Below are 18,176 nucleotides of genomic sequence, written 5' to 3' on the forward strand. Positions count from 1 at the left end.
GCGGTGAGGCTCCGCCTTCGGGAGCGGCGCGCTCTCCTGTCGTGCTTCTATGCTACGTCCGGGTTGTTCGGTGTTGGGGGGGCCACCGCACTTTGGGACATCGCAATACGCGACTCGACTGTAACCCTCGGTGTTTCGTGCCGGAGGATGTACCCGCAAGTCCGGCCACCCAGGGTACGTTCCGGCCCATCGGGATGGAGGCCCCCATCGATGCGACCTGCGACACGTCGCCCGACGCTGGGCTCGACACGGCGTCCGATGTGGCCCAAGACGCGGCGTTCGATGCGGTCTCGGACGCGAGTCTCGGTGGTGGTCGTCGCTGCGGCATGGGCGCTCGCGCTCGGGGCGTGCAGCGCGCTTCCGCTTCCTGGACAGGGAAACGGCGACGGGTCGCCTGAGCCGAGGCGTACCTCGACGGCCTACATCGAGGCGCAGGACCCGCACGCCGAGGCGCCCGCTCCGCAGGTGGCCAAGGCCAGGTCCGGCGGCACGCTGCGCGTTCTGTCCGCCAACTCGCCGCACACCTTCGACCCCACGAGGGTCTCCCCACTCGACACCCTGGCGATCATGAAGTTGGTCACCCGGGGTCTCACCCAGACGGTGTACGAAGGCGGCAACCCGGTTCTGGTGCCGGATATGGCCACCGATCTCGGCCGGCCAAACCGGGATTTCACCCGGTGGGAGTTCACTCTTCGCGATGGCTTGAGGTACGAGGACGGGGCACCGGTCAAGGCGGTCGATGTGGCGTACGCCATCACACGGCAATTCGCCCAACAGGAACTTTCCGGCGGACCGACGTACGGACTCGACTACTACCTCGGTGGCGACACCTATGCGGGCCCGTACGCCGACGACGGCGACTTCGAGGCGGTCGAGACGCCGGATGACAAGACGATCATCGTCAAGATGCGCAGACCGTTCCCGTCGATGCGTTACTACGCGTCGCTTCCGACATTCACGCCGATTCCCGCGGCAAAGGACACCCGTCAGGACTACACCCGGCATCCGCTGGCAACCGGCCCGTACAAATTCGCCGCCGACTGGAACGGCAGAACCCTTACCCTCGTGAAGAACCGGGAATGGTCGGCTTCGATGGACCCGGGTCGGCACCAGTTCGTCGACACGTTCATCTTCGAGTTCGGGCTCGACGAGAACGAAATCCAGCAACGGATCATCACCGATGAGGGCGACGACCAGTACGCGCTGAGCTACAACGATCTGCTGGCCGACAACTACCCGGTGATTCGCGGTACCGACGTCGAGAATCGACTGGTCGTCGGGCCGAGTCCCTGCATTTCCTACCTGTGGATGGACACCCGCACGATTCCTCTGTCGGTACGCCGGGCCGTCGCCGAAGCGTGGCCCCTGAAGGCCGAGAACGAAGCCGCCGGATCGATTCCCGGGCTGACCTGGCAACCGGCGACCACCATCATGGCCTCGGCCACGCCCGGGTGGCTCGCCCACGACGCCATCGGCAACCAGGGGAAAGGCAACGGCGACCCGTCGGCCGCGCGGACTCTGCTGGAGGAGGCCGGCCAACTCGGCTTCGAACTGTCGTTCTTCTCCTCCGACGACGACACCGAGACCGCGATCGCCGAGGTGAGGCGAAAGGCCCTGACCAAGGCAGGTTTCACCGTCAAGACCGTTCCGGCGCCGTCGGCGCTCGCCCGCGACCTCGCAAGCGACGGCACCCGGCCGGTCAACCTGCGTTCGGGCAGGTGGTGCATGGACTGGGCCAACGGCGACGCCGTACTCCCGGCGATCCTGGACGGGCGGAAGGCCCACCTGCCGGGCGCTCCGATCCCGTCGTTCCTGAACGTCGATCGCGTCAACGCCGAGATCGACCGGATCAGCAGGCTGCCGGCCGACAAGGCGTTGGCCGAATGGGGCCGCCTCGACGCGATGATCATGGACGAGTACCTCCCCGTGGTGCCGCTCGGCGAGGAGGGTACGACGCTGCTGCACGGCTCGAAGGTCGCGAACGTCATCGTCGACACCGTGGGCGGGAGCCCCGACTACACCCAGATCTACGTCCTGGAGTAGGGGTCGCGCGCGGGGCGGCGCAGCGGTCGGTGGCCCGAGCCGCTCGCCGCCTGAGTCGCGAAGCGGGCTCGCCGGGTCCATGATCATGAAGGAAAAGTCGCGAATGGACCGAAAAACCTTCATGATCACGATCATGATCACGGGGGAGGGAGGCGCGTGTCGAAGCGCGCGGGCGGAGCTTGAGGGCGCCCTTCCGCCCGACACTAGACTCGGCCGTCGGATGTGAAGGAGAGGGGCATGAACGCGGACTACTACGCGACCTACACGGTCGTGCTGAGCGTTCTGCTTCTCGGCGTGGTCTTCGCCGCGGTGGCTCTCGTCGCCAACCGGCTCCTCCGGCCCACCAACCCGTCCCGTGAGAAGTACCTCACCTACGAGTCCGGCGTCGATCCGGTCGGCGCGGGTTGGGCGCAGAGTCATGTCCGTTACTACGTCTTCGCCTACCTTTACGTCGTCTTCGCCGTCGACGCGATCTACCTTTTCCCCTGGGCCACGATCTTCGCCGCGCCGGGGTTCGGGTGGACGACGCTGGTGGAGATGTTCGTGTTCCTCGGCTTCATCGCCGTCGGCCTGCTCTACGCCTGGCGCAAGGGAGTGCTGACATGGACGTGACGACCCCCGCCGGCCAGGGAACGGGTTCGGCGCCGCACACTCCGAAGACCGCGCAGCCGCTCGACCTGCCGATGCCGCATGTCGGGCCGCTGCAGAAGCTGGCGCCCGAACCCCTGAAGTTCGTTCTCAACTGGGGTAGGCGCTGGTCGCTGTGGGTCTTCAACTTCGGCCTCGCCTGCTGCGCGATCGAGTTCATCGCGTCGTCGATGTCGCGGCACGACTTCATCAGGCTGGGCGTGATCCCGTTCGCGCCGGGGCCCCGGCAGGCGGACCTGATGGTCGTCTCCGGCACGGTGACCGACAAGATGGCGCCCGCGATCCGCCGCCTGTACGAACAGATGCCCGAGCCGAAGTACGTCATCTCGTTCGGTTCCTGCTCCAACTCCGGCGGGCCGTACTGGGATTCGTACTGCGTCACCAAAGGGGTCGACCAGATCGTGCCGGTCGACGTCTACGTGCCGGGGTGCCCGCCACGGCCGGAGGCGTTGCTGCAGGGCATCGTCAAGCTGCAGGAGAAGATCGCGGCGGAATCGCTCGAACAACGGTACGCAGGTGCCGGCGCTGCCCCGTCGCGGTGGCGGAGCGTGGCGTCCCTGCTCAGGCGGCCCGTTCGGCCGGGTGACACCTCGTGACCTGGTACACCGACACCCGGGACCTGCTGGCGACGGCGCTCGGTGTCGAGGTCGGGCTCGAGGAGGGCTTCGGTCCACCCACCCTCGACGTACCCGCTGACCGATGGGTCGAGGCACTGCGCGTCCTGCGGGACGAGGCGGGGTGCACCTTCTTCGACTGGTTGTCCGCCGTCGACGAACTCGACCAGGGCTTCGCCGTCGTGTGCCACGTCGCCCGGCTCGGCGCCGCGTCGGAGGAGTCGAGCGCGCCGGCGGTGGCGCACCTGTTGGTGCGTACGCGGATTCCGCGTTCCGCACCTGCTCTGGCGACGGCCACCCCGGTCTACGCCGGTGCCGGGTGGCACGAGCGCGAGACGCACGAGATGTTCGGCATCGACTTCGCCGGGCACCCGGGGCTTGCGCCGTTGTTGCTGCCGGACGAGTTCGAGGGTCACCCGTTGCGCAAGGAGTTCGTGTTGGCGGCCCGGGTGGCGAAGGCATGGCCTGGCGCGAAGGAACCCGGCGAGTCCGACCACGACACCGGCCGGTCGCCGAGCCGGCGACGGATGGCGCCACCTGGCGTACCGGCTGCCGAGGCGTGGGGTCCGCGCCCGCCCGGTTCGGAGGCGCCGGACCCGATGGCGGTCACCGCTCCGCCGGCCCGACCCGCCCGTGGTCGGGGTGAGCGTCCGGCCCGGGGTGAGCGTCCGGCCCGGGGTGAGCGTCCGGCCCGGGGTGAGCGTCCGGCCCGGGGTGAGCAGCCGGCCGAGGGTGAACGTCCGGCCCGGGGTGAGCAGCAGCCCGAAGCGACCGGCGGGGGCGACGATGGCTGAGGCGCTCGAGTTCGTCCTTCGCGTGGGCGGCGTCTTCGTGGCGTTCCTCGTCCTCCCGCTCCTCGTCGGTCAGACCGAGCACAAGGTGATGGCGCACATGCAGGGTCGGCTCGGCCCGATGTACGCGGGCGGTTTCCACGGTTGGGCACAGCTCGTCGCCGACGGAGTGAAGTTCGCGCAGAAGGAAGATGTCGTACCCGCCAACGCGGATCGCCGGGTCTTCCAACTCGCGCCCGTCCTCGCGCTCGTGCCGTACCTCGTGGCGCTGGTGGCGATCCCGTTCGGGCCGGGACTCGTGGGGGTCGAGCTCGACGCCGGGCTGTTCTTCGTACTCGCCGTGATGGGCGTCGGCGTCCTCGGTTCGCTCATGGGCGGCTGGGCGAGCGGCAACAAGTACAGCCTGCTGGGCGGCTTCCGGTCGGCGGGCCAGTTGCTCGCGTACGAACTGCCGTTCGTCCTCGCAGCGGCAAGTGTCGCGATGGCGGCCGGCACGCTGTCGCTCTCGGGCATTGTCGAGGCGTGGGAGCCGTGGTGGCTGATCTGGCAGCTGCCCGGGCTGTTCGTCTTCTTCGTCGCCGGACTGGCCGAGCTGCACCGGCCGCCGTTCGACATGCCGGTCGCCGATGCGGAGATCATCTTCGGGCCGTACACCGAGTACACCGGGATCCGGTTCGCGCTGTTCCTGTTGGCGGAGTACGCCGGAATCGTCGTGCTCGCGGCCCTGACGACGGTCCTCTTCCTCGGCGGTTGGGAGGGGCCGTTCGCCGGTGCGCTGGGATGGTTGTGGACGCTGCTCAAGGTGTTCGCGGTGGCGTTCGTGGTGATCTGGGTGCGGGTCGCCTACCCGCGGCTGCGGGCGGACCAGCTGCAGCGGTTGGGGTGGCAGCTGCTCGTACCGCTCGCCCTCCTGCAGCTCGCCCTCACCGGCGTGGTGGCGGTGGTCCGCTCATGAGACTTCGGGTCGTACGCAAGGAGGTGTGGTGATGGCCGGGATTCCGGGCAAGGGACTCGCGCACGGGCTCAAGGTGACGTTCGACAACCTCACCCGGCGTTCGGTGACGCAGCAGTACCCCGACGTCAAGCCGGACCTGCCGGCGCGGTCGCGCGGTGTGATCGCGCTCTTCGAGGAGAACTGCACCGTCTGCATGCTCTGCGCCCGCGAATGCCCGTGCTGGTGCATCTACATCGACTCGCACAAGGAGACGACGCCCCCGGCGGAGGAGGGCGCGCGCGAACGCAGCCACAACGTGCTCGACCGGTTCGCGATCGACTATTCCCTCTGCATGTACTGCGGGATCTGCATCGACGTGTGTCCGTTCGACGCGTTGTTCTGGTCGCCGGAGTTCGAGTACGCCACGACCGACATCGCCGATCTCACCCACGAACGCGACGAGCTGCGCGAGTGGATGTGGACCGTGCCCGTACCGCCGCCGCTAGACCCTGGCGCCGAGCCGGCCAAGGAGATCGGCGTCGCGGAGAAAGCCGTCGAGAAGGCCGCGGCGAGAGCCGTCGAGCAGGCCGCTGCTCAACCTGGCGAGCAGGCCGGTGCTCAGCCTGGCGAGGAGGCCGCTGAGAACGAACGTACGAACGCGGACGGCGAGCCATGAGAGCCGTCCAGGTGCTCTTCGCCCTCTTCGGTGTGGTGGCGGTCGGCTCGGCGTTGCTGGTCGTCACGACGCGGCAGGTCGTCCACGCGGCGCTCTGGCTCGTGGTGACGCTCGGCGCGCTCGCGGGGTGCTATCTGCTGTTGACGGCGGAGTTCGTGGCGTGGGTGCAGGTGCTCATCTATGTGGGAGCGGTGGTCGTCCTGCTGCTCTTCGCGCTCATGCTCACCCGTGCGCCGACCGGGCCGGTCGCCGACCTCACCAAGGCGAACGCCTGGTTCGCCGGGATCGTCGCGTTGGCGGTCGCGGCGGTCCTCGGTACGACGATGGTGGCGGGCTTCGCCGGTGAGGTGATCGACCTTCACCGGGTCGAGGTCGGCAGCGCGAAGGCCATCGGTGAAGCGGTGTTCTCCACCTGGGTCCTGCCGTTCGAGGTGCTGTCGGTGCTGCTGCTGGCCGCGCTCGTGGGTGCGATCGCGCTGTCGACCCGTGGTTCGCCGAGTGGCTCGAGGAGTACGCCCCGTACGCCACCGGAGGGAACGAAGGGCGCGGGCGTCACCGGCACCGGAGGTGGCCGCTGATGCCACTGCTGCTGCCGCTGCTCGTCGGGGTCCTGCTGTTCTCCATCGGCGTCTACGGCGTCCTCGCACGGCGCAACGCCGTCCTCGTCCTCGTCGGTGTCGAGCTGATGCTCAACGCGGTGAACCTGAACGTCCTCGCCTTCGACGCCTGGCACCGGGACCCCTTGCACAGCGGGCAGATCCTGACCCTCTTCGTCATCACCATCGCCGCCGCCGAGATCGGTCTCGGGCTGGCGATCGTCCTGCTGGTCTTTCGTACCCGCGCGTCGATCGACGTGGAGGACGCCCGCGAGCTCGCCGACCGCGACGCCACCGATGAGGCGTACGCCGACGAGGTGGCGGCGATGGATGCGGCGGAGGACGCGCGGGTGGAGGCAAGGGCTGAGGCAGCGGATGCGGCGGCGGCGGCCGAGCTGTCCGAGGATGGTGGCCAGCCATCTCGACATGCCTCCGGCAACTCCGAGGACGCACCGGCGGAGGCCAAGCGATGACCGCACTCCTCCTTGTCGCGACTGGCGCGGCGTTCCTCGCCGCCGTCCTCACTCTCCTGCTCGGCAAGGCCGTCCCGCGCGCCGTCGCGACGATCGGTGTCCTGGGCGCCGGCGTGGGCTGGATCGCCTCGCTGGCCGTGGTGATCGCCGACCTCTCCGGACGCCTCGAGCTCCAGACGCTGGTGCTGGCGCACGTGCCGACGGGAGGGCTGGCGTTCGACATCGCCTTCCGGGTCGACGGGCTCTCTGCGCTGGTGAGTCTGCTCGTCACGAGCGTGGCGCTGGCGGTGCAGATCTACTCGATCGACTACCTGCGCGGGGATTCGCGGTATCCGTCGTACGTCTGCCTGGTGTCGCTCTTCACCGCCGCGATGCTGCTCGTGGTCGCCTCCGACGACCTCCTGGTGCTGCTCGTGGGCTGGGAGGTGATGGGCGTCTGTTCGTACTTCCTGATCGGCCATCACTGGGAGCTCGCCGACGCGCGTGACAGCGCGGTGAAGGCGTTCCTGGTCACGAGACTAGGCGACATCGGCTTCCTGTTCGGGATCTTCGTCCTCGGCGTCGCGGCCGGCACGTTCCGAATCAGCGAGATCCAGGAGGCCGCCGTCAATGGCGGGTTGACAGTCGGTACGGCCACGCTGGCGACCCTGCTGCTGCTCTGTGGCGTGGTCGGCAAGTCGGCGCAGTTCCCCCTGCACATCTGGCTTCCGGACGCGATGGCCGGGCCGACACCGGTGAGCGCGCTCATTCACGCGGCGACCATGGTGGCGGCGGGGGTGTTCCTGGTGGCGCGGCTGCTCGCGGTGTTCGAGCTCGCGCCCGCGACGCTCGCGGTGCTCGCCGTCATCGCCGCGATCACCATGGTCGGATCCGCGCTCGCCGCGCTCGCCGAGGAGGACATCAAGCGGGTGTTGGCGTGGTCGACGGTCAGCCAGTTGGCCTACATGCTGGCGGGACTCGCGGCGGGTGGTTACACCGCGGGGGTCCTGCTGCTCGTGGCGCACGGGGCGTTCAAGGCGTTGCTGTTCCTGTGCGCGGGCGCGGCGATCCACGCCGTGGGCAGCAACCTGATGTCGGCGATGGGCGGGCTACGGCGGATGCTGCCGATGACGTTCGTGACGATGACGATCGGGTTGGCGGCGCTCGCGGCACTGCCGCCGTTGTCGGGGTTCTTCGCCAAGGACGCCGTGCTCGGTGCGATCCAGGAAGCGGTCCAGCACGGTGGAGTGCTGCCGGTGAGCGTCGGATGGATACTGCTGGTGGCGGGGTTCGCGACCGTCGCCCTCACCGCGGCGTACTGCACGCGGCTGTGGCTGCGGGTCTTCTTCGGAGCCGGACCTGACTCGGCTCCGTTGGGTGAGGGACACGCCTTGGATGAGGGTGCCCCTGCGGTACACGCCTTGGGTGTGGGTGCCCCTGCGGCACACGCCCCGGATGGAAGGACTCCTCCTCCAAGATCGGAGGCACCGGCACTCATGCGATGGCCGCTGATCGTGCTGGCGGTGCCGAGCGCACTGCTCGGGTTCCTGGCGCTGGCTCCGCGAACATGGGCGCGCTGGCTGGGCGGCGGTGGGCCCGCGGAGGCCGAGGCGCCGAGCCTGCTCCATGCGAGTACGACGATGCTGTCGCTCGCCCTTGCCGGACTCGCGGTCGCGGCGGTCACGGCAGCATGGCGGAGCCGGGGCAGGCGCGACCCCGCGGACCTGCTCGGCCCGGCGAGACCCCTGCTGCAGCAGGGATTCCGGATCGACGCGGTGGTCGCCAGGATCGTCGTACGACCGGTCTACGCGCTCGCGCGCGTCGTCGTGGCCGGCGACCGCGATGTCGTCGACTTCTACGTCCAGGGCTCGGGCCGGGCGGCCCGCTCGGTCGGAGGCCTGCTGCGGCTCGCCCAGACCGGGAACGTCTCGACCTACCTGAGCCTGGTCGTCGCCGGTGTTCTCGTCCTCGCCCTCGCGGCGTGGGGGGTGGTCGCGTGATCGAACTCCTGATGTGGCTGGTGATGCTGCTCCTGGCAGGTCTCACCGTGCGGACGGTGCCATGAACGTCCTGCTCTGGCTCCTCCTCGCCCTGCCCCTCGCCGGTGCCGGCGTGGTGGCGGGTGCGCCGAGGCTGGTCGCCGAGCCGGTGGTGGCGCGGGTGGGTGCCGTCGTCGGTGCGGCGACGTTGCTGGTCGCTGTCGTCGTCGCGGTGCGCTTCGACTACGCGGCGGCGGAACGCGTGCAGTTCGAGACGGACGCGAGCTGGATCCCCGCGATCGATGTCCGCTGGCATCTCGGCGTCGACGGCATCTCACTGGCGATGGTCCTGCTCACGGCGTTGCTGGCGTTCTGCTGCCTGCTCTACACGACCCGCATCCCGCCCTCGACCGCCGCGTCCGTCACGGCCGCCGGTTCCGACGCCGCCTCCGCTGGTGGCGCCGCCACTTCCGCCGGGCAAGGACAGCGGCCACCGACCCGGGCGTTCGTCGCTCTGGTCCTGCTCCTCGAGGTCGGGATGCTCGGGACGTTCGTGGCGTTCGACCTGATCCTGTTCTTCCTGTTCTTCGAGGTCGTCCTCATCCCGATGTGGTTCGTCATCGCCGTCTGGGGAGACCCGCACGACGGAGCCGGGCGGCGCCGTGCGGCCACGACGTTCATCCTCTACACCCTGCTTGGCAGCGCGCTCATGCTGCTGGGATTCCTGCTGGTGTACGCACAGGCCGGTACGTTCGACCTCACCGCTCTCGCGGCGGGCGCCGGCCGGGGAATCACCACGGCCGCCCAACTGCTCGCCGCCATCGCCATCGGACTCGGCCTCGCGGTCAAGAGCCCGATGTGGCCCCTGCACACCTGGCTGCCCGACGCGCACGCGAAAGCTCCCACGGTCGGCTCGGTCCTGCTGGCCGGCGTACTCCTGAAGATGGGAACGTACGGCTTCGTCCGCGTCTGGCTCCCGGTCGTCCCCGACGGCGCCCGCGCGGTGGCGCCCTACCTCGCCGCGCTCGCCACCGTCGGCATCCTCTACGGCGCGCTCGCGTGCCTGATGCAGCGGGAGCTCAAGCGCCTCATCGCGTACTCCTCCGTCGGCCACATGGGTTTCGTCCTGCTCGGCATCGCGACACTCACGCCGGTCGGCGTCAACGGCGCGATCTTCGCGGGAGTCGCGCACGGGCTCATCACCGGGCTGCTGTTCTTCCTCGCCGGCGCCATCAAGGACCGGCATGGCACCGGTGTCCTCGCCGACCTCGGTGGCGGACTGTACGCACGGATGCCGCGGCTCGGCGGGCTGTTCGTCTTCGGAGCGGTGGCGAGCCTCGGGCTCCCCGGGCTGGCCGGGTTCTGGGGCGAGATGCTGGCGCTGTTCGGTGCGTACGAACCGCACGCCGCGCTTGCCCGGACGACCTACATCGTGCTGATGGTGCTCGCCGGACTCGGCGCTGTCCTCACCGCTGCGTACTTCCTCGTCCTCGTTCGGCGGATCTGCCAGGGCAGCGACACGATCGGGCCGAGCCTCGTACAGAACGGTGCGGGCCTTCGTGACGTCACCGCGATCGAGGTGTGGTCGTGGGCGCCGCTGGTGGCGCTGACGCTGGTGCTCGGGCTGTATCCCGGCGCGGTCCTGGCGGTCACCGAACCCGCCGTCACGCTGCTGGTGGGGAGGTGAGTGCCGGTGCCTGACCTGGTGCAGCCGATCAACTGGCTCGCGATCGCGCCACCGCTCGCCGTCGCGCTGACCGCTGTCGCGGTACTGGTCGTCGACGCGGTGGCGCGTGGTCGGCGGCCCGGCCTCGTGTCGTGGGCGGCGTTCGGCGGCCTGGTGAGCGCGCTCGCGCTGCTGCTACCTCTTCGTCATGTCGCCGGCACGAGTTCGGCAATGTTGGCCGCGGAGGCCGCCTCCTCGCCCGGACAGAACATCGACTTCGCGATTCTTGGGCACGATTTTGCCTTCTGCGCACAGGTGGTTGCCTTCCGCGTCGACCCTCTCAGCGGACCAATGACGTGCTCATACGTCGTCGACAACACAACACTGGTCTTCCAGCTGCTTGCGGCCGGGGGTGCGGCCGTGGTCGTCTTGCTGTCGACCCGTGCGTCGCTCGGTTCCCGGATCCCAGTGGGGGAGTACCACTTCCTGCTGCTCTGTTCTGCCAGTGGGGCGATGGTGCTGGCCGGGGCGCGGGACCTCATCACGCTGGTCGTGGCGTTGGAGCTGGTCTCGCTTCCGGCGTTCGCCCTCGTGGGGTTGCGTGGCGGCGACCGGCGGGCGGCCGAGGCGGCACTGAAGTTCTTCCTCGTCTCCGTCGTGTCCGTCGCGGTGATGCTCTTCGGGGTCTCCCTCGTCTACGGCGTCACCGGCACCGTCTATCTCGCGGGGATCGACGCGGCGCTGCGGGACGGCGCCGGCCCGGCCGGCGTCGCGGCCGTCGGCGTCATGCTCACGCTGGTGGGGCTGGCCTTCAAGGTGGCGGCTGTGCCGTTCCACTTCTGGGTGCCCGACACGTATGTCGGCGCGCCCGTACCAGTCGCCGCCTACCTGTCCGTGGTGTCGAAGGCGGCCGGATTCGTCGGGCTCCTGCTGGTGGTGAGCATCGCGTTTCCGTCGTACGCCGGAGTGTGGGCACCGGTCGTCGCCGTCCTCGCGGCGCTGACGATGACGCTCGGCAACCTGGTGGCGCTGCGGCAGCGCAACGCCGTCCGGCTGCTGGCGTGGTCGAGTGTCGCGCAGGCGGGCTACCTGTTGGTGCCGCTGGGGGCGGCGTCGGCGGCGTCGTCCGCGGTTACCTCCGGAGGCGAGGGGTCGGCGGCGGGCGCCGACGGGTTGCTGCAGGCGACCGTGGCGTACCTCCTCATCTATGCGGTCGTGAACCTCGGTGCGTTCTCGGTCGTCGCTGTGACCGCGGGCGGGCGCGGGTCGGACGCGCGCGGGTCGGCTGGCGGCAGGCCGGCGGGCGGCGGACGGATGCTCGCGGACTACCGCGGGATGGCGTGGTCCCGGCCCCTGCGGGCGTGCGCGCTGGCGTTCTTCCTCCTCGCACTGGCCGGGCTACCGCCGGGTGTCATCGGGTTGTTCGGCAAGGTCGTGATCTTCCGGGCGGCGATCGACGGCGGCGCCGGGTGGCTCGCGGTGGTGATGGCCGTGAACGTCGTGATCGCGCTGGCGTACTACCTGTACTGGGCGGCGCTGCTCTTCCTCCCGCCGCAGGCTCGTGGACGTCCGGTCGATGGCGTACGTCTGGACCCGGCGATGGCGGGTCGCCGGCTCGCCACCCCCTGGCCGGCCGGGATCGCGGTCGGGCTGACGGCGGTGCTCGGCGTCGTCCTCTCGGTCGCGCCCAACCTCGTCCTCGGGGTCCTCGACGTGGTGAGGCTGGCGTTCTGAGCGGCACGATGAGCGGCAGACCGATGGCAGCCGAGCGGAAGGCGGATGGCAGCCGAGCGGCAGGCGGATGGGAGCCGAGCGGCAGGCCGGTGGCGACATGAGCGGCGACCATGGTCCACGTGCGCGGCGGGCGACCATGATCATGAAGGATTCGAGGCGTATGCGACCACAAGACCTTCATGATCACGATCATGATCACGGGGCAGGTCCTGGGCCGGGCGGCGGCGGGCAGGATCCTGCGCTGGGACGCGGGCCGGACGCTGCCGGGAGGGAGGCCGGTGGGGGAGCGGACTGCGAGGTGCTCGTCGTAGGCGCCGGGGCGACCGGGCTCGCCGCCGCGCTGGACCTCGCCCGGCGTGGCGTGGACGTTCGCCTCGTCGACCAGTCACCGGAGCCGAAGCCCGGGTCCCGGGCGTGGACACTGCATCCCCGTAGCCTCGAGATCCTTGCCGATCTGGGAGTGATCGACGACGTACTCGCCCGTGCCTCGCGGAGCGCCGCCCAGCACGTCCACGCCCGTGGCCGGTTGCTGGCCGACCTCGGTGACCGTCGCCGCGGGCAGGATTCCACCACGACTAGGGCGGGCGAGCGCTTCACCGGTCCGGTAGCCCTCTCGCAGGTGCATCTGGAGGAGATTCTCCGGGCGCGGCTCGCTGGTCTCGGGGTCCGCATCGACTTCGGCCATACGCTCCGACACCTCCGCCAGGATTCGCGCGGCGTCGTGGCCGGTCTTACCGACGAGGCGGGCGACGATCGTCGTGTGCGTTCGGCGTATGTCATGGGGGCAGACGGCGGCCAGAGCACCGTACGCCGGCTGCTGGGCCTCGCCTTCACCTCCGCCTCGCCCGGTACGCCTGCGCCCACCGGTAACTCCGCTCCGGCCGGCACGTCCGCGCCCACCGGGACGTCCGCGCCCACCGGTACGCCAGCGCGGTCCGGTGCCGGCGCCGCGGAGTCAGCCCCGGCCGTGCGGCTGTGGTGCGGCGACATGGGCGTCGAGGGTCTCCCACCCGCCGACCGCACGTACCGCTGGTGCGGGCCCGACCACGACATCACCCTCGCTCCCCTCCCGCACACCACCCGCACGGGCGCCACGATCTGGGCCGTACGCATCGTCGCGGACGCCGCCGCGCTCGGCGCGGCACGCCCCAGCACGGATGCCCTCCAGACGCTGTTCCAGCGCTTCACCGGATGGACCCAGGTGCGGTTCATCGAGGCGGCCTGGCTGTCGGCGTACGACATCGCTCCTGGGGTCGTCGACCGGATGCGCGACGGGCGTGTGTTCGTGGCAGGGGACGCGGCCCACGCTCACTCGCTTCATGCGCCGCACGCGGCGGCGGGCTTGGCCGCCGGCCTGTGCGACGCGACCAACCTGAGCTGGAAGCTGGCCGCGGTCCTGCGTGGGGCGGAAGAGGACCTGCTCGACAGTTACGAGGCGGAGCGCCTTCCGGTCGCGCTTCGCACGAGCCAGCTGTCGACGGACCCGGTACGTGAGCTGCTCGGCGACGCCACCGGACCGCCCGCAGCCCGACGAGGCGCTGGTCGAATTCTGCGAAGCCTCCCGCCGCAAGCCGCGGGCCTTGTTCTGCGTCGCCGGGCCGCCCGCGACGTCCGACGTGGCGAGCGCGACCTGCACTACCGCGGATCCCGACTGTCCCAGGAACTCGGTGGCCGGCGGGTCATGCTCCGCGCCGGCGACCCGGTGCCGGACGTACTCCTGTGGAGCCCGGCCCGCGCCGCCGACGTACGCCTGTCCGACGTACGCCTGTCCGGCGTACGGTCATCCCCTCCCACGCAGGCCACTCTGTGGACGGTTCTCGGGCTCGGCAGCGTCACGACCGAGGTGGTCAGGGCCGCCCTGCATCGGTTCGGGCCGGCGGTTTGCGGCGAGGTCATCGGCGGTGGCCTGGGTACCGCCAGGGGCGTGACTCTCCTGGACAGATACGGCGAGGCGCGGCGCCTGCTCGGCCGCCAGGGCGGCTCGGTTCTCGTCGTACGTCCCGATGGTCATCTCGGCCTACGGTGCGGACTGAATCCGGACATTCTCGAGGCGTACCTCGAGGATCTTGTGGGGGCCTCCGCCGACGTCGCCGGCTGACCTCCGCGGTCGGAGCCCGCAAGGTTGTCAGGACGTCGGACACGTTGACATGCGCCGAACGCCAGATCTCGCCGAACGCCAGAACTTTCGCCGAACGCCGCAACTTTCGGGAACGCCACCGTCGGCGCCAGGCGTTCTCCGGACGGAGGTCCAACGAAGGTTATGCACGACCGCGCGCACTGCCATCGCAACCAGCTCAAGACGACGATGCTGCTGGCCTCGTTGTCGGTGCTGCTGATCCTCGGCGGCGGCGCGGTCGGCGGTCGGGTGGGCCTGGTGGTGGCGTGCGGCCTCGCGCTCGCCATGAACGCGGGCGCGTACTTCGCGAGTGACCGGATCGCGCTCCGGTCCATGCGGGCCTATCCCGTCAGCGAGGCCGACCATCCGGAGCTGTGCCGGATCGTCCGCGAACTCGCCACCGCGATGCGCCTCCCGATACCCGCCGTCTACGTCTCCGCGACCGCGACACCCACCGCGTTCGCCACGGGCCGCAACCCGCGCCGTTCGACGATCTGCGTGACCCAGGGGCTGCTCCGGCTCCTCGACCAGCGCGAGCTGCGCGCAGTCATCGGGCACGAACTCGGCCACGTCGCCAGCCGCGACATCCTCATCTCCTCGGTCGCTTCCGCGTTGGCGAGCATGATCATGTCCGCGGTCCAGTGTGCGTGGCGGGTGCGGTTCGGGCGTACGCACCCCGCTTCGTCGGGCTCGGCAGGGCGGTCTGTGCGAGGCGTAGGCCCGGTCGGCCTGCTCCTGCTCCTGGTCCTCGGCCCGCTCGCGGCGTCCCTGTTGAGGGTGGCGATCACCCGCTCGCGGGAGTACGCGGCAGACCGTACGTCGGCCAGGATCACCGGCGACCCGCTGGCGCTTGCCGACGCACTCCGCAAGCTGGAGTCGACGACGCGGCGGGTGCCCCTGCCGGCCGACCCGGCGCTGCGGAGCACCGCCGCGCTCATGATCGCGAGCCCCTTCCGCCAGAGTGGGTTCGGACGACTCTTCTCCACCCACCCGTCGACCCGCGACCGGGTCCGGCGGCTGGAGTATCTGGCAGGGGTCCGCCGCGGAACTCAGCGGTAGTTGACGAACTGCAGGGCAACGTCGAGATCCTTGCCCTTGAGCAGGGTGATCACCTGCTGCAGGTCGTCCTTCTTCTTGCTCGCCACCCGCACCTCGTCGCCCTGGACCTGGACCTTGACGCCCTTCGGGCCCTCGTCCCGGACGATCTTGGCGACCTTCTTGGCGTTCTCGGTGGAGATCCCCTCCTCGAACGTGCCCTGGATGCGGTAGTCCTTGCCCGACTGCCGCGGATCGCCGGACTCGAGATGCTTCAGCGACACGCCACGCTTGACGAGCTTCTCCTTGAACACGTCGAGCACGGCTTTTGCCCGTTCCTCGGAGTTGGCCGCGATCTCGACGCCGAACTCACCCGACCAGCGGATCTGGGCACCTGTGCCCTTGAAGTCGTACCGCTGGGCGATCTCCCGCGCCGCTTGGTTGAGTGCGTTGTCGGCTTCCTGCCGATCGACCTTGCTCACGATGTCGAACGACGACTCGGCGGGCATGCGGGCTCCCCTCATTCGTAGCTGCTGGTGACGCCCGGCCGGCTGCGGCGGCCAGGTAGCGTCTGCGCTATCCTCTCAAGTCGCTGTCGTACGACAGCACCCAGGCAGGTTGCCCGAGTGGCCAAAGGGAGCGGTCTGTAAAACCGTCGGCTTCGCCTACACTGGTTCGAACCCAGTACCTGCCACACCTCTGAAAACGGCCTCTGACCTGCACGTTCAGGTTGGAGGCTTCTTCACGTCGTACCCGGCTGACCCCGGCCGGATCCGGTGATCCACGGCCGCCCGCCCCTAATGCGCGCCAACGGACGGAAGACGGTAGAGCAGGGGCCTTCAGGACCTGACGACCCATGCCGCCTCCGTGCGGCGTGTGGGAAGCGAAAGAGCGGCTGAAGCACCCTGCAGCGTGGTGCTGGCCGGCGCGTCCACGGCTCCGCGTCGCCGCGTGAGGAATTTCAGCGGCTCTCGGCCGGGCTAGTCCGCGCAGCATCTGGCGCAGGAGCCTCGTCGCCAAGATGCCAGCACGCCGTGCCTTGCGAGATAGATCTGTCGAGACCTGTCCCTCATGATCGACAACGTTTTGGCTGGTCAGAGGCAGTCGAGGGACCGGAGGGACCGTAGGGACAGTTCGCATGAGCGTTTGGCTCGAAGCGGCCAGCTGCGCAGTCGACTCCGCAAACGCAAGCGCTGGCGGCTACGCCCTGGGCGTCTGGTCCGGCCAGCGCGTCCCTGGTTGCGGGCAACGAGGACCTGGAGGTGGTGGGAGAGTCTCACTACCAAGGTGCACTCTCGAACATCGCCGGAGGACCGTCCAGGTCGGCGGAAGGCTACTTCTCGAACGGCTGATCTTGGCTCCGTGTTGGCACTACAATAGATCGATTGGTGAGCCTTGGGGGGAAGTATGCCGAACAGAAGAGTCCAAAGCGTTTATGGTGGATTCGCGCTATGGGTCACGCTCTTTATTTCGGCTATCTATGGATTCGTAGAGCGAGAATGGCTTGCGGCGTTCGAATGCTTGACACTTACTATTTTCATTCCGGTCTGGTGGATAGCTTTCTCCATGCCGACGGATTGCGGAGTGAGGACTACGAATACGCCGTACTGCAAGAATCCAGCTCGCGGCCTCTTCCTAGGCTGTGGGCGGGCGGACGGCCACAAATGGGGAAAGTTTCTGGCCCAGATGCGGTTCTTTAGATGGAAATGGCTTCGGGTGCGCTCGCGAATTGACATCGGACAGCCTGTCTACGCCACTAGTCCGGTGGCGCCAGGCGGCGGCATTTTGGTGGAATCCGGAAGTTCGTCGTCGGCAAATATGTCGACCGTCTCGAGATATGACGCCGCCATGATGTCGATTAGCCTATCCAGCCTTCTGGTGGCGATTGTTCAAACTGCATTCACGGCCGTTCAATATGCGTCATGAGTCGAGCGAGGAAGGTATCTGGATGATGGCGACTTGCTCGGGTCATACGCCCATCGCCGACCAGATATGCATGTGGTCATCCAACTTTCATCCGCCACTTCCAGCAAATGTGATCAGGTAGGGAGGTCCCAGTTTGGTGGCGGGAGCGGACGCAGACAGGGCTGAGATCATCCAGTTCTGGCGGACAGTCGAGATGTTCAGACCTCCACCGGTACACAAGGCCAGTCGGGAGAAGCACGTCTATTCGGTTGCCCCAGGTCAGCCTCTGCCATGGGAGTCTGGTCACGAGCTGGCACATGTTCGACTTCCGGACGGCACAGCGTGGCGGCACGTCGTCTACGTCGGGATCTTTGCGGTGCAGTCAGTGTTCGATGTACTCGCTAGGGTCTTTACAAGTTGTGAGGACGACTTCGATGAGCGTCCTCCTGGGCAGTCGGCACTGGCCGCATTCGTGGTGTCAGACGAGGGGCGTCCGCTGCTTGGCTCGGAAGTACTGTCGAGCTGCGCCTGGGCGACAGGCCGGGCGCTGCATCCTGGCCCGGGCAGTGCGGCCTGGCTGACAGGATTCGATGCTGCTCAACGGGAGTTCGGTACTGGTCTTGCCGAGCTGACAGCGGCAGAACTGGACGATGCCAGGGCTCGACAGCTCGGCGAATGTGGACACGCGATGGGCCGACCGATCGGCGTCAAGGACTTGGAAGCATGCAGAGACCTGGCCGCCGAGATCGCAGCAGTCAAGGTGGCTCTTCCGCATCTAGAGATCCGAATCCGCTGCGAGATGGTAGGCAAGCGGACCCAGCACAACGTCGACGGGTACGACTTTCTGAATAGCTTTATCGCTAGTACGGCGTGGCGTTAATGATTGGACGGTTGTTCCTGGGAGGATGCTGGTATGGCTCATCCTCCTGCTGCGGCGTTGGTGTTGCATGACGGTGATCGGGACGTTCTTGGTTCGTGGGTGCGATC

The 18,176-nt window shown here is 68.7% G+C and carries 14 protein-coding genes, 1 tRNA gene and 1 pseudogene; 15 read left to right on the forward strand and 1 reads right to left on the reverse strand.

Features of this window, described 5'->3' with window-relative positions; genetic code table 11:
• Positions 1 to 282: 282 nt before the first annotated feature.
• The 13 genes and pseudogenes from ABNF93_RS22435 (at position 283) to ABNF93_RS22495 (ending at position 15,308) form a co-directional block, all read left to right on the forward strand.
• Positions 283 to 2,043, forward strand: coding sequence for an ABC transporter substrate-binding protein (locus ABNF93_RS22435; RefSeq protein WP_349330100.1), 1,761 nt, complete (start codon positions 283 to 285; stop codon positions 2,041 to 2,043).
• Between the two features lie 237 nt (positions 2,044 to 2,280).
• Complete coding sequence (locus ABNF93_RS22440; RefSeq protein WP_349330101.1) at positions 2,281 to 2,655, forward strand: NADH-quinone oxidoreductase subunit A; 375 nt, start codon at positions 2,281 to 2,283, stop codon at positions 2,653 to 2,655.
• Positions 2,646 to 3,287 (forward strand): NADH-quinone oxidoreductase subunit B, encoded by a 642-nt coding sequence (locus ABNF93_RS22445; RefSeq protein WP_349330102.1) that lies wholly within the window; start codon positions 2,646 to 2,648, stop codon positions 3,285 to 3,287. Before ABNF93_RS22440 ends, ABNF93_RS22445 begins: the two co-directional genes overlap by 10 nt.
• The gene (locus ABNF93_RS22450; RefSeq protein ID WP_349330103.1) at positions 3,284 to 4,099 is read left to right on the forward strand and encodes an NADH-quinone oxidoreductase subunit C; all 816 of its coding nucleotides are present in this window, start codon (positions 3,284 to 3,286) and stop codon (positions 4,097 to 4,099) included. The genes ABNF93_RS22445 and ABNF93_RS22450 overlap by 4 nt, the downstream gene beginning before the upstream one ends.
• Positions 4,092 to 5,051, forward strand: a complete 960-nt coding sequence (gene nuoH / locus ABNF93_RS22455) for an NADH-quinone oxidoreductase subunit NuoH (RefSeq protein WP_349330104.1) — start codon at positions 4,092 to 4,094, stop codon at positions 5,049 to 5,051. Before ABNF93_RS22450 ends, nuoH begins: the two co-directional genes overlap by 8 nt.
• A gap of 157 nt (positions 5,052 to 5,208) precedes the next feature.
• Positions 5,209 to 5,436 (forward strand): annotated as a pseudogene (locus tag ABNF93_RS22460) (4Fe-4S binding protein); the annotation flags it as partial.
• A gap of 266 nt (positions 5,437 to 5,702) precedes the next feature.
• Positions 5,703 to 6,284, forward strand: coding sequence for an NADH-quinone oxidoreductase subunit J family protein (locus tag ABNF93_RS22465; RefSeq protein WP_349330105.1), 582 nt, complete (start codon positions 5,703 to 5,705; stop codon positions 6,282 to 6,284).
• Positions 6,284 to 6,775, forward strand: a complete 492-nt coding sequence (gene nuoK, locus ABNF93_RS34990) for an NADH-quinone oxidoreductase subunit NuoK (RefSeq protein WP_502877605.1) — start codon at positions 6,284 to 6,286, stop codon at positions 6,773 to 6,775. Before ABNF93_RS22465 ends, nuoK begins: the two co-directional genes overlap by 1 nt.
• Positions 6,772 to 8,754, forward strand: a complete 1,983-nt coding sequence (locus ABNF93_RS22475; protein ID WP_349330106.1) for an NADH-quinone oxidoreductase subunit 5 family protein — start codon at positions 6,772 to 6,774, stop codon at positions 8,752 to 8,754. Before nuoK ends, ABNF93_RS22475 begins: the two co-directional genes overlap by 4 nt.
• A 61-nt stretch (positions 8,755 to 8,815) precedes the next feature.
• The gene (locus ABNF93_RS22480; protein ID WP_349330107.1) at positions 8,816 to 10,420 is read left to right on the forward strand and encodes a complex I subunit 4 family protein; all 1,605 of its coding nucleotides are present in this window, start codon (positions 8,816 to 8,818) and stop codon (positions 10,418 to 10,420) included.
• A 6-nt stretch (positions 10,421 to 10,426) separates the two neighbouring features.
• Positions 10,427 to 12,133 carry an NADH-quinone oxidoreductase subunit N gene (locus ABNF93_RS22485; protein WP_349330108.1) on the forward strand — a complete coding sequence of 569 codons (1,707 nt, stop codon included), beginning with the start codon at positions 10,427 to 10,429 and terminating at the stop codon, positions 12,131 to 12,133.
• Between the two features lie 160 nt (positions 12,134 to 12,293).
• On the forward strand, positions 12,294 to 14,231 hold the full coding sequence (locus ABNF93_RS22490) for an FAD-dependent oxidoreductase (RefSeq protein ID WP_349330109.1): 1,938 nt from the start codon (positions 12,294 to 12,296) through the stop codon (positions 14,229 to 14,231).
• A gap of 162 nt (positions 14,232 to 14,393) precedes the next feature.
• Positions 14,394 to 15,308, forward strand: coding sequence for a M48 family metalloprotease (locus tag ABNF93_RS22495; protein ID WP_349330110.1), 915 nt, complete (start codon positions 14,394 to 14,396; stop codon positions 15,306 to 15,308).
• On the opposite strand, the gene ABNF93_RS22500 is transcribed toward ABNF93_RS22495, so the two are convergent.
• Positions 15,299 to 15,793 carry a YajQ family cyclic di-GMP-binding protein gene (locus tag ABNF93_RS22500; RefSeq protein WP_349330111.1) on the reverse strand — a complete coding sequence of 165 codons (495 nt, stop codon included), beginning with the start codon at positions 15,791 to 15,793 and terminating at the stop codon, positions 15,299 to 15,301. The two genes, ABNF93_RS22495 and ABNF93_RS22500, sit on opposite strands and share 10 nt — an antisense overlap.
• Before the next feature lie 103 nt (positions 15,794 to 15,896).
• On the opposite strand from ABNF93_RS22500, the gene ABNF93_RS22505 reads away from it, so the two are divergent.
• Both ABNF93_RS22505 and ABNF93_RS22510 read left to right on the forward strand, forming a co-directional pair.
• Positions 15,897 to 15,978 (forward strand) — tRNA-Tyr (locus ABNF93_RS22505).
• A 1,587-nt stretch (positions 15,979 to 17,565) separates the two neighbouring features.
• Positions 17,566 to 18,069, forward strand: coding sequence for a hypothetical protein (locus ABNF93_RS22510; RefSeq protein WP_349330112.1), 504 nt, complete (start codon positions 17,566 to 17,568; stop codon positions 18,067 to 18,069).
• Positions 18,070 to 18,176: the final 107 nt, after the last annotated feature.

The sequence above is a fragment of the Actinopolymorpha sp. B9G3 genome (assembly GCF_040120725.1).
GTDB lineage: Bacteria > Actinomycetota > Actinomycetes > Propionibacteriales > Actinopolymorphaceae > Thermasporomyces.